Source organism: Paenibacillus vandeheii (assembly GCF_030433635.1).
GTDB classification, from domain to species: Bacteria; Bacillota; Bacilli; order Paenibacillales; family Paenibacillaceae; genus Paenibacillus; species Paenibacillus vandeheii.
This window is the reverse complement of record NZ_JAROCD010000003.1, coordinates 261,733-277,251: the sequence shown is the minus strand read 5'-3', so window position 1 is coordinate 277,251 and position 15,519 is coordinate 261,733. Positions and strand designations below refer to the sequence as shown.

The window sequence follows — 15,519 nt, the reverse complement described above, 5'->3', positions numbered from 1 at the left end:
ACTCCTGCCGAAGCAGGAGCCAAAGAGAGAGGGGTGAATACAAATGGCAGCACTTCACGGGCAGCAGAACAGCCTCTACATCCCCCACTCCGTAGAGCAAGAGATGTCTAAGCATATGTTCGCTTCGCTGCCAATGGAAGCCTGCGGGGTTGTGCTGGGTGAAGCCGCAGCGGGCGGCATACGAATCAGTCGGTTTCAGCCCATTCGTAACGTAGCGCCTGACCCGCTGCACCATTTCTCACTAGATGATGCAGAATGGATTCGGTGTGTGTTCAATGAGCCACAATTAATCGGACTCTTTCACTCCCACCCTCGAACCACGCCTATACCTTCCAACGAGGATCTGCGTAACCTACCGATTTTCGCCGGATTACTCCAGGTATATCTTATCGGCTCGCCTGATCTTTCACCTGAATCACAACCACAGATGCTTCTGAAGGGTTATCAGGTTCATACAGATGTTGATTCATTCATTGGAATGAACCATGTTCAATCTTACAGCTTACTGTCCGCCCAACTACGCGTGACTTAACTGGGTATACAGATCGCCCAACGTGTTTACATTTTTACGAGTCATATCCTCCAGATAACAGGACCATAATTGCGCAGTCATTTTGGCATCCTCCAAAGCGTGGTGGCGTCCATAGATTGGAATGCCTCTGGATTCCAGCAATTCATCCAGTCCATAGCCCAGTCTGCTCGGTTCGAGCCAACGCGCCAGCATCATCGTATCGATGAGCCGGTGCGTGAGCCTTACTTTGGACGTTCGCCATAAGGCCGCATTCAGAAAAGCCCGGTCATGCGCGCTTGCATGAGCAACCAGTACACTCCCGCCAACAAAAGACATGAAATCATGCAAGCCTTCCAGCAGCGACGGAGCATCCAGCGTCATTTCCTGTGTAATTCCCGTTAGTTCGGTAATGTGTTCCGGAACGGCAACCTTCGACTGAACCAACGTATAGAATTGCTCCTTCTCCAGCACAACACCGCCACTGATCCGTACCGCCCCAAAGGAAAGGATCTCATCCCCATGCTGGGGAGAGAAACCTGTCGTTTCCAGATCAAATACGACCGCATTCAACTCGTTCAAGGGCGTGTGCAGCACCTCGGGTCTGCGCTGTTCTCTCATCATCGAACGGATAAACGCCATATGTTGCGCCGTAGGGGCTCCCATTATGGAAGCGATGGCGGAAGGAACCCCTCCCTGGCGCAGCGAATTCCAGAATCCTGTATTGCCCCTTGCCGGCTCTCTCATGGACGTCTCCTTTCTGCAAAACGAAGTTGTCTTTGCAGCGCACGATGTACTCGCCGCACCAACCCTAACGTATCCCGGAGTTCATAAAGCATTTGTTTTTCCTTCAACTGTTTCTCAATCAGGAAACCACCGCTATGCTGCAATCCTTGTTTGAGCACAACGGGTGTACTGCGTCGCAGCCTCAAAGCTGTCATAAATGCACGGTGAGCTGCATCCAGCAAAGTAAGCGGAACTGCTTCAAGCGAAACCAACCGCTGAATCCGCTTGAGCGTGGAGGTTTCTTTAATACCATGCTGCAATGCCAGAAAACGTGCACTGTTCACCAGCGGAATATACAAGCCGTATTTCACATCAAATCCACCTGCATGTTCACCGAATCGTTCGGTCACTACCCGTCCGAGGATGTTGAGTGTCGCCTTGTGCTTAACGGTATTGCGCAGCACCGCATCGGAAAGCTCAGGAATGGACCTGAACCCTTCATAAAACGCAGAGATCCATTCCTCGGCCAGATGAGGCTCACCCGCAACAAAACGCATGTCGGAAGCGATAATCAGATTGCGAACCGGCTCCCATGACAGGTCCGATCCCCATGCTTTCAGTTGTTCCTTCCATGAATCCAGTGTTTTCCTCCATAAAGGCTCAGAACACATCACTTTGCCTTCACATTTGGCATAGCCAACTTCCTCCAGCAAATCGGTCATTCGAAGCCCGAGTTTGGCAAAATATGCTTCTTTACCCTCATGCGGAGTATCGCTGATGATCATACCATTGTCCTGATCACTCCATAACGTCGCTTCTTGCCTGCCGGAACTGCCAAAAACGATAAAGGCATAGGGGACGGGAGGTCGGCCTAGGCCTTCCTCTACCATCCCCTGGATGCATAATTCTACTGCTCGCCGAGCAACCCGATCATGCAGTTCATTTACCGTCTGGTACCATTCAATCGGCGACAAGGAAGCGGACAACAGTTCCTGGAGCTCATTCTGCAATATCACACGTGCCTGGCGCAGTTCTTGAGAAGATGCCGCACCATCTATTCCTTGATAGGACCAGGATTGATTTATATACGGGATGGGTTCCATCATGTCCAGCCTCCTTGAAGCATGATTCAGCAATCATTCCTCTTAGGAGCTGAACGTACCGCCATTGGATTTCGTTTCACCATTTTTCATTTGTTCAGGGTACCCGTAAGTACCATGCTCACTTAAATCCAGACCCATCGTTTCTTCTTCTTCCGTTACACGGATTCCCATGATAGCTTTCATGCCACCGAGAATAATGAAGGACATGATCAGTACGAAGGCAAATGCGCCTGCCAGACCCAGGAGTTGAACACCCAGTTGGTGGAAACCGCCACCGTAGAACAGACCTGCTTGACCTACACCTGCATTCTCAGCAAGTTCCGGTGTTGCGAACAAACCTGTGGAGATCGCTCCCCACATACCAGCGATACCGTGTACAGAGAAAGCATAGATTGGATCGTCAATTCCTTTGCGCTCAAAGTATTGAGCGGTGAAGAATGTGATAATACCGGCAAGAGCACCAATGACCAGAGCTGCCCACGGTTCAACGAACGCACAAGCACCTGTGATCGCTACGAGTGCTGCAAGCACACCGTTCAGCATACTAGGGATATCGGATTTACCCAATACAGCCCATGAGATTAACAGTGCAGCAACACCACCGGCAGCCGCAGCTACGTTTGTAGTCAATGCAACATAACCGAAGAATCCATCGCCCATAGCAGATAATGTACTACCTGGGTTGAAACCGAACCAACCAATCCAAAGGATAATTACACCGAGTACGGAGTAAACTTGGTTATGACCTGGAATGATGTTAGGTTTACCATCTTTGTTATATTTGCCAATACGCGGTTTCAACAGGATCGTTGCTACCAGTGCAGCCGTTGCACCCGTCAAGTGAACAACCGTCGAACCTGCAAAGTCTTGCATACCAAGCTCAGCCAACCAGCCGCCGCCCCATACCCAGTGAGCAACAACCGGATACATGATAATGGTATACAGCGTACCGAAAACGATATATACACTCATCTTTGCACGTTCTGCCATACCACCGCAGGCAATGGCCAGGGATACCGCTGCAAAGGCAAGGTGGAATACAAATTTGATTGTTAGCGGAACATCAGAGAAGGCCAGTGATTCGAACGAAGCAGCCATTCCGTCCCCACTCAGGAAAAATCCGGTTGTTCCGAAGAAACTGTTACCATTACCGAAACCAAGACCGAAGCCCAGAGCCCAGAAGGCGATAACCGAAATTCCCAATGTCAGGATTGTTTTACCCGCAATGTGTCCTGCGTTTTTCATTCGAGTCGACCCTGCTTCAAGTAGAGCAAATCCCCCTTGCATCAGGAAAACCAGCACAACAGCCAGAAACGTAAAGGCTGAGTTCAGACCGCTTTGAAGTTCGATGTTAGTCGGCCCCTCCGCAGCTGCAAATGCGCTGACCGGGAAAGCCAATAACGTGAGCATTATTAACACCGACACCAACCATTTCTTTCTCATATACCCCACTCCCTCTTGTGTTAAGTTTCTTCACATATCGTGAAACTCTTAATGCCATTATAAGCAGAAGACAGGAAAGTTGACAAGAGTATTTTCATCAAAACTGAAAAATATTTCTGGGAATAAAGTCATACGTCTTTTTCTTGCACTTAAGTACATAATCATGTCCCATGAGCACATAGATATAGAAACGCAGCCTGACAGCAACTAAAGCGTAACGTTTGACTGTATGGTTAAAGATCATGTATCATAACTAATAGTAAGAAAAAAATTGGGCGGGTTATGCAAAGCCGCAACTGGAATCTACAATTCCCTACATTTGAACTGCAAGCGAGGTGAATATCATTGGGGATATGAAATTGTTTCGGATAGGCGAACTTGCCAAAACTGCAGGTGTGAGCGAACGGACGATTGATTATTACACGAAGCTCGGTCTCATCGCTCCTGAAGAGCGCACAGAAAAAAACTATCGTCTCTATAGTAATGAAACTTTAACCAGGCTTGAACGTATTGTACAGATGAAACAAGAGAAATATAGTCTCGACGAGATTAAGCAATCTCTTGAGAAGTGGAGTCTGGTGAGCACGGAAGAACAGGTTGCCAGCAAATTGACAACCTTGGAGCTCCACGTGCAACAGCTTGAGCGAGAGGTGAATGAACTTAAACCACTGCTTGGCGAGATGAAACCTGTACAAGCACGCAAAATGATGACTGGGCTGCTCGCCAAAAGTGCTGGTACGATGGAAGCCTTGAAAATCTTGCTTGAGAACACCATGATGTAGCTTATTATTAGAAAGCGGAGGAATGAATATGAGTTTTAATAACGGTATGTTCGTTTTGATCATTATCGCCTTTTTGCTCTCCTTATGGGCGCAATTTCGCGTTAAGAGTACATTCAACCGTTGGTCTGATGTTAAAAACCTGAATGGAATGACCGGGTACGATGCTGCCCGTCACATGCTGGACTCCAATGGCCTGCACGACGTTCCCATTGAGCCTGTGCGTGGAGCACTCTCCGACCACTACGATCCGATTAATCGAGTCGTGAGGTTGTCTGAGCCTGTATATTATGAAAACTCTATCTCGGCTGTCTCCGTTGCTTGTCACGAAGTAGGCCATGCGATCCAGCATAAGGAAAATTATCCGATGTTGGCACTGCGTCACCGGATCTTTCCAATCGTCAACTTTGCATCCGGACTTGCACCTTTCCTGCTCATTGCCGGTTTCATCTTTAACGCAATGAACCTTGTCGGAATTGGTATCATCTTCTTCTCGGTAACCGTTGCGTTCCAACTTATTACTTTGCCGGTCGAATTCAATGCAAGTAACCGCGCAAGAGAGATTATGGTATCGGAAGGTTATATCCGGAATGAAGAAGAGAGAGGCGTCGCCAAAGTATTGAATGCCGCAGCATTGACCTACGTTGCTGCAGCGCTAATCTCATTGCTTGAACTGATTCGGTACATCGGGATTTTCAATAGCCGTGACTAATTGAATACAATAACAAAAAAACAATACCCCACCGTCAATCGGATGGGGTATTGTTTTGCTGTAAACCGAAATAATTAAGCAAGAATGAACGAAATGACTGCGCAACCAGTGGAAGCTTGTCATCTGCACGGTGGATTAACCCAATCGTACGCGTCACTTTGGGATGGGAAATGGCTACATGCGCCGGCTGCAGCGGATTCGTCTGGAAAAGCGCCATTTCCGGCAGTAAACTCACACCCATGCCAGCCGCAACCAGTCCGCGAATGGTATCCGTCTCTTCACCCTCAAAAGCAATCTTGGGCGTAAACCCAGCTTCAAGACAAGCATGCCAGACAATCGGACGCAGAGAATATCCTTTACTGAATAACACAAACTTATCATCTTTGAGCTGCTCTAACGCAATGCTCTCTTCACCGGCCAATGGATGATTCGGCGGAAGGATCGCATGCAGTTCTTCCGTAAGCACAATGTCACCATCCACCTGGTCGTGCTTTTCCGGAAATGGAGATATAAATGCCAAATCCACTTCAGCCGATAACACATCACGAATGAGCGTCGGGTACATGCCTTGCTTGAATCTGAATTTGACGTTAGGATAACGCTGACGGAACGCTGCTACAACCGAAGGAATCAAGTGAATACCGAGACTGTGAGGAAAACCGATACGAATTTCACCATGCTCCGGGTCGAGAAACTCATGAACCTCCCCGACCGCTTTGTCCAGATCTTTCAATATACCTTCAACTCGTTTGCAAAAGAGCTGCCCGACTGCGGTCAACTGCAGATTTCGCCCTTTTTGCATAAAGAGGTCTACTCCCAGTTCTTCCTCCAGCTGATGAATCTGACGACTCACCGCAGACTGCGCCACATGTAATTCCTCCGCAGCCTGCGTAACATGCTCCTTCTGTGCCACTTTCAAAAAGTAATGCAACTGTCTTAATTCCACTGCCCCTGATCTCTCCAATCTGCTATACCCTACTTATCCTTGATCGCATTCCGTCTTCAGATCAATCCGACTACTGCTTAAAGCTCCGGGGTTTCCACAAGCGGATGAGAAGTCCATAAATGAAGAATCCACCTAACAACCCACCCAAATGAGCCATCCAGTTAATGCCTGACATGGCAAAGGAAAAAATAATCCCGAATACTAGCAGTGTATACAACGTTTTACGTGAGGCTTCGTCCATCATCGTTCGCTGGAACAAGGCTACATACAGAAACGCACCATAGATTGCATAGATCGCGCCTGAAGCTCCTACCGAGATTGTTGTCGCTCCTACCGAGTTATACCATGCCACAGCCAGAATGTTGCCCAGAATGCCTCCACCCAAGTACAGCACACCATATCTCACCGACCCAAGCAGTCGTTCCATTGGTGGTGCAAATACGATGAGAGCAAAGCTGTTAAACAACAAATGACTGAAACCCGCATGCAGAAACATTGACGTAATGTAACGCCACCATTCAGCGAATAGCTCATGATTTGAGAGCGCCCCAAATTTAAGGAGCGTCATGCTATTCGTCGAACCACCGTTCAGGCTTAACACAATAAACATCACAACATTGGCAATTAAAATAATCGACGTCAAAGGGAAAAATTTCAAATAACTTTTCCAGTTCTCATACCTTATAAATATCATAAGTTTCTGCTTTCACTCCACCCTGTTCAGATCGGCCTGCAAGTCTGATCCATTCTAATGATCTTTCGTCCGAATTGGACAATGCCTTTCATAAAAGATTATAATGGATTTTGGCACGGATCACCAACTTATAAGGAGGAACATTATTATGGCACAAGAACGTACAGGCGCAGCCACCTTTAAAGGCAACCCTATTACATTGATCGGACCCGAGTTGAAAGTGGGCGATCAAGCACCCAATTTTACACTGAGCAAAAACCTGGTTGAAGATGCATCACTGAAAGACTTCGCAGGTAAAATCAAATTAATCAGCGTTGTTCCTTCACTGGATACTGGCGTATGCGATGCCCAAACCCGCCGCTTCAATGTTGAAGCTGGAGATCTCGGAGACAGCGTTGTTGTATTGACAGTAAGCGTTGACCTTCCATTCGCCCAAGCACGCTGGTGTGGAGCAGCCGGAGTCGACCGCGTCGTAACACTGTCTGATTACAAAACACGTTCATTCGGTGAAGACTATGGTGTTCTGATCAAAGAATTCCAATTGGACATGCGCTCCATCTTCGTGGTGGATGCTGAAGACCGAATTACATATGTGGAATATCTGCCTGAAATGACAGACTCCCCTAACTTCGAGCAAGCAATTTCCGCTGTAAAAGCCTTGCTGTAAAAGGTAACTCACGTTCAGAACAAAAGCGAGGAAGGTTAACCTTCTCTCGCTTTTTGTTATTCACCCATCTATTTCAATCATTTGACTTATACTTACTCAGCTTCTTATCCAATACGGAGAACAAATTCATGATTGTGCGATAATTAGAACCCAGGTCTCCGAGTGAACCACGTGAAGCCGAATACATATCGACCGCACTGCGTACAGGACTTACCGATATAATGGAAACCGTAATATCCATCGTCCGTCCAAAGGTAGTCCGCTTCTCCAGTATGACCTCTCCCACAGAAGGCACTTCATGCAGTACTTTATAACCCGGAATTTTTTTGAGTGTCGAAGAAACTTCTTCCCAGGCTCTGTCTTTGGATAAGTTATAATACCGTGTTTTTAATTTGGGATCCTTGGCTCGATCGCTGGTTCCCTCCATGCTGCGGATGATACCGACGAGCGTTCTCTTTAAGGTCAAGACCCTTCCTCCTTTGAATGTAACCGTTCCATTTATGTATACTAGTGTAACATTGTTCATGTAGTAACAAAAGGGCAAGCAACACTTTTAACAAAATACAGCCGATTCAACAAAAAAATTCAAATAAAAAGCACCCTGTAATTCCTGGATTAGAGGAAAGAGTCAGGGTGCTGTACATGATAAAGAAAGAAACCCGCCTATGCCGTCCGGCTACATTGTCTTATGAACCTGCTTGGCAGGTGGGTGGCCGCAAAAATGTTTTTTGAAGTCCCCATGTCATATAGACAGGGCGTTTCAGCAACATTCTGTATTGATCTCCCGAAGACATCATCATTGGTTCAAAACAACGAATAACCGAAACGTACATCGCAGGATGTACAATTATTATATCCCTAACTGTGTAAAAAGTAAATGGTGACAGCTCATGTTTTATTTTTGGAGATTATCGTGTTTTTCGTCAGATCGCTTAGGTTCAGATGGTTCAACCGCCTCTATTGTCTCAACCGAGTCTCCTGCCTGTTCAGCGGCTTGCGCAGCTTCCTCTTCTTCTTTCTTCAGCTGCATCTTCTCCATCTGCTCCTGCATCTTATTAAAGGTTGCGTAGAAGTTGAAGAAAGCAAACCAAGCAACAATGCTAATGATAAAAAAGACGAACAAGACCGGATAACGAAAACCGATATAGAACAACAATCCACTTCCCAGCAACGTGGAAAATACACGGAATGGTCTAATCAGCGTCAACAGAACCGCATTTTTGATAATCAATCCGATGGACATGTGGTAATGCACAACCATTGAGAAGAAGTTAAAGAGAGAAACAAACAACAGCAGCAACAGTACGAGCATAATAATTCCGACCAGCTGCAAATTCTTGAATTGTGTCATATATACTGTGTAATCCAGATACATGATGGCAAACAGCAAGGTATAGAAGATACCTCCAATTAAACTCTGTTTGTAGTTCTCTTTGTAACCTACAAAGAAAGTACGGAAGATCGGCACGTCCGTATCACCCATATTCCATTTACGTACGACCGTAAATAGAGCCGAAGTTGCCGGGAATAGTGTAAGCGGTGCCACAATGGCTATAGCCCAGTTCATTTGTAGTGATTCATTGGCGAGGTTCTGCTGCATCACGAGCAGTTTCATAATCAAGAAAAACAAGAACGGAGACGAACAAATAGCCCACAACAGATTGGTTGCGGCCAGTCTCGTAATCCACTCTGTAAGCCGGTAGATCCCACCCATAGCTCCTTTAAATTCCAAACAATTCTCCTCCTCCGCAGCCTTGCGTCTAACCTGAAGTCTAATAATATTAATATACCTTATTATAGATAGGAAAAGCCAGTACTTCCCGAAAAGAGATCGACCATACACTGGTTTGGCATATTCTGCACATAAAAAAATGGAGCAGTCGCCCTGCCCCATTTTCCAGTTCAAGCTTATATTTTATTCGAAAGAAGAATCTTTGGCAGGACGACGTCCTTCGTTGTTGCTTGGACGCGGTTTGCGGTCACGGTTGTAACCACCTTCTCTGCTTCCAGTTGCACTACCACTGCTGTTACGATCGCGGTTGTATCCACCACGTCCGCTGCTGCTGCTGCCACTGCTGTTGCGATCACGGTTGTAACCACCGCCACCACCACTGCTGCGGTTGCCGCTGTAACCCGATGGTTTGCGTCCGCCAGAGCGAACATCCGGTTTACGACGTTTTGCACGGATCGGATCTTCAGGAGTCAGATCAACCTGAGCATCTTTTTTGTCACCTGTCAGGAGCTTCAGAGCAGCCGACAACAGTTGAACAGAATCATATTGCTCAAGCATTTGGATCGCGATACCTTTGTATTCGTTCAGTTCGCCAGATTGTACGATTTCGAGCAAACGCTCAGCTGTCAAACGTTGTTTTCCTTCTACAGCCTCAGCCATTGTTGGCAGTGGTTTGCGCGGAATACGGTGACGTGTTACACGCTCGATAAAGTGCAGGTGGTCGATCTCACGCGGAGTAACGAAAGACCATGCAGCACCCTCTTTACCGGCACGACCTGTACGGCCGATACGGTGAACATAGCTCTCCGGATCTTGCGGAAGGTCAAAGTTCACAACGTGAGTTACGCCGGATACGTCAAGTCCACGTGCAGCTACGTCAGTTGCAACGAGTACGTCAATGCTGCCGTCACGAAACTTACGCATTACCGCATCACGTTGATTCTGGGACAAGTCACCATGAAGACCGTCTGCAGAATATCCACGTTTTTGCAAAGCTTCAGCCAATTCGTCAACACGACGCTTTGTACGTCCGAATACGATCGCCAGTTCAGGAGATTCCATATCCAACAAACGGCTCAATGCTTCGAATTTTTGACGCTCAGGTACTTCGATATAGGATTGGTCAATCAATGGTGCACTAACATGTTTCGGAATGACAGAAATGTGCTCAGGATTGTTCAAGAATTGTTGAGCCAATTTTTGAATGTTAGGAGGCATTGTTGCTGAGAACAGCATTGTTTGACGCTCGTCTGGTACTTGTTTCAGGATAGATTGAATATCCTCCATGAAACCCATGTCGAGCATTTCATCTGCTTCATCCAATACAACAGTTTGTACATCATCAAGCTTGATTGTTTTGCGGTTGATGTGGTCAAGGAGACGTCCAGGTGTACCAATGATAATTTGTGGTTTTCTTTTCAGTGCACGAATCTGACGAACGATATCTTGTCCGCCATAGATTGGCAGGGAGCGCAGACCTTTGAAGCGAGTAAGTTTTTCGATCTCTTCAGCAACTTGAATTGCAAGTTCACGTGTAGGTGCCATAATGAGGGCGCGGATTTTCTCATCACTTTTGGTGATTTTGCTGATCAACGGAATACCGAATGCAGCTGTTTTACCCGTACCTGTTTGAGCTTGACCAATCAAGTCTCTGCCTTCGAGTGCCAAAGGAATCGCTTGGGATTGGATCGGTGTTGCTTCTTCAAACCCGAGCTCAGTGATGGCTTGCAGCACCAGTGGTTCAAGATTGAAATCTGTGAAATTTAAATTTGTCAAAATTATTCATACTCCTTTTATATAGTGGACATGGTGGACAATCCACTTTGTTGTCTGTATTCTTAAGTAGCGTTAATATTTATAGGTTATCCCATCAGGTCGAATTTATTTTCATAAACCATCATAATTCGTGAATGGGTCCCCAACATAAGACTAAAACTACATACATGCGTTTTGAAACATTTCAAATTTTATCGTTCCATTTGGGGAAAAGTTTCCTACTCAAGAATATCCACAAATCATTATATCACAAAACAAATCAAGATTACCAGCAATCTGGTTTTAAATATAAATGAGGTGATTAAATTGCCCAAAATGATTTGGCACTTTTTAGTGATTATATTGGGTGCTGCAGCTATTGCCTGCGGCTTTAACTGGTTTTTGGTTCCCCATCAGCTTCTTAGCGGTGGGGTATCGGGTATTTCCATGCTTCTCGGCTATTTCACAAATTTGAATCTTAGTATAATGTATTTTGTTCTGAACATCCCCCTGCTCATTGCGGGTTGGTTTATTCTTGGACGACGCTTCATTACATTAAGTATTGTCTCGGTAGCAGCCACTTCCTGGCTCATCGCGCTTCTGCCAGTTTTTGTTGTGGCAACAGATCCTCTTCTGAGCTGTGTATTTGGCGGCGTGTTGGTGGGACTGGGTACCGGAGTTTCCTTCCGGGTCGGCGGCTCTACAGGCGGACTCGACATCGTCGGTTCCATTTTCACCCGTAATCGCGATTTCCCCATCGGTACGGTGATGGCTGGTATGAACGGTTCCATTATTATGCTCGCAGGCTATCTGAATGATGACTGGAACATTGCACTTGCCTCCATGGTGTCGATCTATATTACAGGCAAAGTGCTGGATCTGATTCACATCAGCCATGTGAAGGTCACATTGTACATTATTACCAATGAAACCGAAGCGATGTTGAAAAAATTGCTTGTTCGCCCTCGCGGGGTCACCAAAATCAAGACCCAGGGAGCATACACAGACATCGAAAAGGACATGTTAATGACAGTGACTACTCGCTACGAGCTCGTTGAAATCAAACGAATTATCAAGGAAACCGATCCGAAGGCCTTTGTTAATATTGTGGAAACCGTTGGGGTCATGGGCTCCTTCCGCCGAAGTTGAGACAGATGTACGGTTAACAATTCAAAACATTGTGGTATAATAACGGTGTACGGCTCTTAAATATGTTGTATAGCAGGATGTGCCCTTCAATTTCACAGCACCATGTGCTTTTCCGATTCGCCCCGAATGACTTACCATTTTGGAATTCGAGTAGGAAAGGGTGATTATTGTGGATATGGAAACGGTAAAACTGTTTGAAATCGTCAACAGATGGTGCCCGGAAATGCTCCCTTTCTTGAAACCGAATGAGCTCGACTCACTGATTGTTCTCCGGGATGGGCTGGGCATCCTGGAACAGGGAGACGCAATGGAAATCATTCAGTACAGTATTTGTGAGCATCAAAATGAGATTTACATTCAATAATTTTTTTAGAATGATCATGCCGCTTCTTGTGGGGTTACCCTCAACAGGAAGCGGTTTTCATTTTTCCCATCTGTTTCATTACTTGATTAATATGGTTAAAAGCCCAGAGGCTTTATTTATAATTCAAACATGGAATGCACATAGGGGAGTGGAAATGAATGAATATGTTTTGGGCTTTACTGGCTATGGCCTTGGGAACCCTCGGTGGTACACCAGCTACAGCAGATCAAGGGAATCAACCTTTTCAATCATTAACGAACAGTTTCAACACCGCCATTATCCAATCTCAAAAAAATCAGGTCGTTATTGATGCGGATAACCCGCCTGCCAAAATTGACCCACAACCCGATGCACCCGTCGTCAAAGGCATCTATGTAACGGCCTACAGCGCTGGAGGTGCACGCATGACATCATTGCTCGATCTGATGGATAACACGGAGCTCAATTCCATGGTCATTGATATCAAGGACGATCTCGGATACATAACCTACCCTACGGAAAACAAGACGTTACAGGAAATGGGCAAATCCCAACCTTTTATCCGTGATATGGATGCGCTGATGAAACGCCTGCAAAAACATGAGGTTTATCCAATTGCACGAGTTGTCGTATTCAAGGATACGATTCTGGCCAAGAAAAATCCGGAGCTCTCTTTCCGCAACAAGGACGGTTCCATATGGGCCAACGGCAAAGGCGACAGCTTCGTAAATCCCTACAGTAAAGAAGTATGGGATTACAATATAGAGATTGCGAAGGAAGCTGCCAAATTGGGATTTAAGGAAATACAGTTCGACTATGTTCGGTTCCCGGAAGGCTTTGAAACGCGTGCAGACGCATTGAAATACACCAAATCCGACCAGTCCCGGGTCGACATCGTATCCGAATTCGTGCAGTATGCACGCAAAGAGCTTGCACCGCTGGGGGTCCGAGTCTCGGTTGATATATTCGGTTACGCGGCCTCTGTACCCGCAGCTGAGGGTATTGGACAGGATTTTGTGAAAATATCTGAAAACGTGGATGTCATCTCGCCCATGGTTTATCCAAGTCACTACTCCACCGGCTGGTACGGGGTGAAGGACCCTGACAAAAATCCATATGCGACCATCAAAGGCTCCATGGAAGATACACATAAGAAACTTGATCCAACCAAGGAGCTCAAACCCGTTATCCGCCCCTGGATTCAGGACTTTACAGCAAGCTGGCTAGGCAGCGGACATTACATTAAATACGGCAAAAAACAAGTCGAAGACCAGATTCGCGCCATGAAAGACATGGATGTAGATGAGTACCTGCTCTGGAATGCTTCCAACCGGTATACGCCAGACGTAAACTATAAATAATGCACTCTTATTCTTGATTAATTTATTCTAATGACCTCGTTCCGTCCCGTACGGAGCGAGGTTTTTCGCTGTGTTCTCACCCTTACTTTCCGCACCAGCCATGATCCCCTCCCTGTTCAAACGGGGCAAAATCCACTACAATAAATAGCTGTCCGTACATGACAGTTTAGTGATAACTCTTTAGAATAGCGAGGCATTGCCAGTGAATATGACCACCACCAGCTTTTCTCAGAAAGTGAAGCAATTCCTGATTATATTTTTGCCTATCTTCACCACACAAATTGCCCTCTCTGCTATGTCGTTTTTTGATACCAATATGTCAGGCAAGTTCTCCCCTGCAGATCTCGCGGGTGTTGCTATTGGTACAAGTCTTTGGCTGCCGGTACAAACTGGACTGAGCGGTATACTGATCGGGATCACACCTGTCGTCTCCCACCTGCTTGGTTCGAAGCGCAATGACAAGATTGGTCATAGCGTCGTTCAAGCCTTGTATCTCGGCGTGGCAGTCGGATTCGTCGTCCTGGCAGCAGGTGCATTGCTGCTTAAACCTATCCTGAATGGAATGCCTTTGGAGCCTCGGGTTGGCCAGGTCGCCTTCTATTTCCTGTGTGCTTTGGCTTTTGGAGTCATCCCCCTGTTCGGCTACACGGTGTTGCGAAGCTTTATGGACGCACTCGGCCAGACGCGTATTACCATGATGATTACGCTGGTCTCGCTCCCTGTAAACATCCTCCTGAACTATTTACTTATCTTCGGGCGCTGGGGCTTCCCCCAACTGGGAGGTGTCGGAGCAGGTGTGGCTACTGCAAGTACATATTGGCTCATCTTCCTTATCAGTCTCTTTTTTGTACATCGGATAGAGCCATTTGCCCAATACGGCATCTTTCGGCAGATGCCCAAAGTCTCACTAGCCAAATGGAAAGAGCTGCTTAAGATTGGTGTTCCTATCGGATTTGCTACTTTTTTTGAAACCTCGATCTTTGCTGCAGTCACATTACTGATGAGCCGCTTCGATACCATCACAATTGCTGCCCATCAGGCGGCCCTGAATTTCGCTTCTACGCTGTATATGCTGCCTGTGAGTATATGTATGGCTCTCACGATTCTTGTGGGCTACGAGGCGGGTGCAGGGCGTGTGAGAGATGCAAAGCAATACAGTCTGCTTGGCATCGGAGGTGCCATTGCACTATCTCTCCTCACCGCTGTAGTACTGATTGTATTTGGGGAACAGATTGCAGGCGTGTACTCTAATGATCGCGAGGTCATTGGATTGACACAGCATTTCCTGATCTACGCCATCTTCTTTCAGATCTCTGATGCCATTGCCACCCCAACGCAGGGAGCGCTTCGGGGCTACAAGGACGTGAATCCTGCATTGATCATAACGTTTGTCGCGTATTGGATCATCGGTCTGCCTGTCGGTTACATCACAGCTACGTATACTTCCCTCGGCGCCTTTGGATACTGGGTTGGACTCATTGCCGGCCTCGCGGTTGGGGCAACGGCACTTCTCTGGAGATTGTTCCTTGTGCAGAAGCAAGCCTCAGTATATATGGTGGAAAATAAATAAAAAAATAAAGAGCACAGCCCTCTTCAAGAAG

Annotated in this window: 16 protein-coding genes and 1 other RNA gene; 8 read left to right on the top strand and 9 right to left on the bottom strand. The window is 46.6% G+C overall.

Annotation, left to right across the window (positions count from 1 at the left end):
* The first annotated feature begins 43 nt into the window (after positions 1 to 43).
* On the top strand, positions 44 to 532 hold the full coding sequence (locus P5G61_RS06850; protein ID WP_301245706.1) for a M67 family metallopeptidase: 489 nt from the start codon (positions 44 to 46) through the stop codon (positions 530 to 532).
* Here the strand turns inward: P5G61_RS06850 and P5G61_RS06845 are convergent.
* The 3 genes from P5G61_RS06845 to P5G61_RS06835 are packed head-to-tail and all read right to left on the bottom strand — an operon-like array spanning position 518 to position 3,780.
* Positions 518 to 1,255 carry an exonuclease domain-containing protein gene (locus P5G61_RS06845; protein WP_301245704.1) on the bottom strand — a complete coding sequence of 246 codons (738 nt, stop codon included), beginning with the start codon at positions 1,253 to 1,255 and terminating at the stop codon, positions 518 to 520. The genes P5G61_RS06850 and P5G61_RS06845 overlap by 15 nt on opposite strands.
* On the bottom strand, positions 1,252 to 2,346 hold the full coding sequence (locus P5G61_RS06840; protein ID WP_435874083.1) for a DUF294 nucleotidyltransferase-like domain-containing protein: 1,095 nt from the start codon (positions 2,344 to 2,346) through the stop codon (positions 1,252 to 1,254). Before P5G61_RS06840 ends, P5G61_RS06845 begins: the two co-directional genes overlap by 4 nt.
* A gap of 33 nt (positions 2,347 to 2,379) precedes the next feature.
* A complete protein-coding gene (locus P5G61_RS06835) occupies positions 2,380 to 3,780 on the bottom strand; it encodes an ammonium transporter (RefSeq protein WP_301245702.1) in 1,401 nt (466 codons plus the stop codon).
* Positions 3,781 to 4,133: 353 nt separating this feature from the next.
* Between P5G61_RS06835 and P5G61_RS06830 the strand changes: the two genes are divergently transcribed.
* A complete protein-coding gene (locus P5G61_RS06830; protein ID WP_301245700.1) occupies positions 4,134 to 4,562 on the top strand; it encodes a MerR family transcriptional regulator in 429 nt (142 codons plus the stop codon).
* Between the two features lie 28 nt (positions 4,563 to 4,590).
* On the top strand, positions 4,591 to 5,271 hold the full coding sequence (locus P5G61_RS06825; RefSeq protein WP_024629243.1) for a zinc metallopeptidase: 681 nt from the start codon (positions 4,591 to 4,593) through the stop codon (positions 5,269 to 5,271).
* A 34-nt stretch (positions 5,272 to 5,305) separates the two neighbouring features.
* On the opposite strand, the gene gltC is transcribed toward P5G61_RS06825, so the two are convergent.
* Positions 5,306 to 6,217, bottom strand: a complete 912-nt coding sequence (gene gltC / locus P5G61_RS06820) for a glutamate biosynthesis transcriptional regulator GltC (protein WP_301245697.1) — start codon at positions 6,215 to 6,217, stop codon at positions 5,306 to 5,308.
* Positions 6,218 to 6,287: 70 nt separating this feature from the next.
* Positions 6,288 to 6,911 (bottom strand): rhomboid family intramembrane serine protease, encoded by a 624-nt coding sequence (locus P5G61_RS06815; protein ID WP_285074498.1) that lies wholly within the window; start codon positions 6,909 to 6,911, stop codon positions 6,288 to 6,290.
* Positions 6,912 to 7,059: 148 nt separating this feature from the next.
* Between P5G61_RS06815 and tpx the strand changes: the two genes are divergently transcribed.
* Positions 7,060 to 7,578 carry a thiol peroxidase gene (tpx, locus tag P5G61_RS06810; RefSeq protein ID WP_301245694.1) on the top strand — a complete coding sequence of 173 codons (519 nt, stop codon included), beginning with the start codon at positions 7,060 to 7,062 and terminating at the stop codon, positions 7,576 to 7,578.
* Between the two features lie 73 nt (positions 7,579 to 7,651).
* Here the strand turns inward: tpx and P5G61_RS06805 are convergent, their stop codons facing one another.
* From P5G61_RS06805 to cshA, 4 genes are all read right to left on the bottom strand, one after another.
* Positions 7,652 to 8,044 carry a DUF1499 domain-containing protein gene (locus P5G61_RS06805; RefSeq protein ID WP_024629239.1) on the bottom strand — a complete coding sequence of 131 codons (393 nt, stop codon included), beginning with the start codon at positions 8,042 to 8,044 and terminating at the stop codon, positions 7,652 to 7,654.
* Between the two features lie 186 nt (positions 8,045 to 8,230).
* Positions 8,231 to 8,422, bottom strand: a non-coding RNA gene (gene ssrS / locus P5G61_RS06800) — 6S RNA.
* A 51-nt stretch (positions 8,423 to 8,473) separates the two neighbouring features.
* Positions 8,474 to 9,310 carry a YesL family protein gene (locus tag P5G61_RS06795; protein ID WP_301245692.1) on the bottom strand — a complete coding sequence of 279 codons (837 nt, stop codon included), beginning with the start codon at positions 9,308 to 9,310 and terminating at the stop codon, positions 8,474 to 8,476.
* 183 nt (positions 9,311 to 9,493) lie between these two features.
* Positions 9,494 to 11,086, bottom strand: coding sequence for a degradosome RNA helicase CshA (cshA, locus tag P5G61_RS06790; RefSeq protein WP_053783634.1), 1,593 nt, complete (start codon positions 11,084 to 11,086; stop codon positions 9,494 to 9,496).
* 315 nt (positions 11,087 to 11,401) lie between these two features.
* On the opposite strand from cshA, the gene P5G61_RS06785 reads away from it, so the two are divergent.
* The 4 genes from P5G61_RS06785 to P5G61_RS06770 all read left to right on the top strand — a co-directional run bounded on the left by P5G61_RS06785 (position 11,402) and on the right by P5G61_RS06770 (position 15,488).
* Positions 11,402 to 12,214 (top strand): YitT family protein, encoded by an 813-nt coding sequence (locus P5G61_RS06785; RefSeq protein ID WP_435874082.1) that lies wholly within the window; start codon positions 11,402 to 11,404, stop codon positions 12,212 to 12,214.
* A 175-nt stretch (positions 12,215 to 12,389) separates the two neighbouring features.
* Positions 12,390 to 12,578 carry a hypothetical protein gene (locus P5G61_RS06780; RefSeq protein WP_029880762.1) on the top strand — a complete coding sequence of 63 codons (189 nt, stop codon included), beginning with the start codon at positions 12,390 to 12,392 and terminating at the stop codon, positions 12,576 to 12,578.
* Between the two features lie 158 nt (positions 12,579 to 12,736).
* Positions 12,737 to 13,918 (top strand): putative glycoside hydrolase, encoded by a 1,182-nt coding sequence (locus tag P5G61_RS06775; protein ID WP_301245685.1) that lies wholly within the window; start codon positions 12,737 to 12,739, stop codon positions 13,916 to 13,918.
* 208 nt (positions 13,919 to 14,126) lie between these two features.
* The gene (locus P5G61_RS06770; RefSeq protein ID WP_301245996.1) at positions 14,127 to 15,488 is read left to right on the top strand and encodes an MATE family efflux transporter; all 1,362 of its coding nucleotides are present in this window, start codon (positions 14,127 to 14,129) and stop codon (positions 15,486 to 15,488) included.
* Positions 15,489 to 15,519 lie beyond the last annotated feature (31 nt).

Bases quoted from the DNA above. Each gene is read 5' to 3' on its own strand.
- P5G61_RS06815 (WP_285074498.1), bottom strand. From the start codon at position 6,911: ATGATATTTATAAGGTATGAGAACTGGAAAAGTTATTTGAAATTTTTC.
- P5G61_RS06775 (WP_301245685.1), top strand. From the start codon at position 12,737: ATGAATATGTTTTGGGCTTTACTGGCTATGGCCTTGGGAACCCTCGGT.
- P5G61_RS06780 (WP_029880762.1), top strand. From the start codon at position 12,390: ATGGAAACGGTAAAACTGTTTGAAATCGTCAACAGATGGTGCCCGGAA.
- P5G61_RS06835 (WP_301245702.1), bottom strand. From the start codon at position 3,780: ATGAGAAAGAAATGGTTGGTGTCGGTGTTAATAATGCTCACGTTATTG.
- P5G61_RS06830 (WP_301245700.1), top strand. From the start codon at position 4,134: ATGAAATTGTTTCGGATAGGCGAACTTGCCAAAACTGCAGGTGTGAGC.
- P5G61_RS06825 (WP_024629243.1), top strand. From the start codon at position 4,591: ATGAGTTTTAATAACGGTATGTTCGTTTTGATCATTATCGCCTTTTTG.
- P5G61_RS06785 (WP_435874082.1), top strand. From the start codon at position 11,402: ATGATTTGGCACTTTTTAGTGATTATATTGGGTGCTGCAGCTATTGCC.
- tpx (WP_301245694.1), top strand. From the start codon at position 7,060: ATGGCACAAGAACGTACAGGCGCAGCCACCTTTAAAGGCAACCCTATT.
- P5G61_RS06850 (WP_301245706.1), top strand. From the start codon at position 44: ATGGCAGCACTTCACGGGCAGCAGAACAGCCTCTACATCCCCCACTCC.
- P5G61_RS06770 (WP_301245996.1), top strand. From the start codon at position 14,127: ATGACCACCACCAGCTTTTCTCAGAAAGTGAAGCAATTCCTGATTATA.
- P5G61_RS06845 (WP_301245704.1), bottom strand. From the start codon at position 1,255: ATGAGAGAGCCGGCAAGGGGCAATACAGGATTCTGGAATTCGCTGCGC.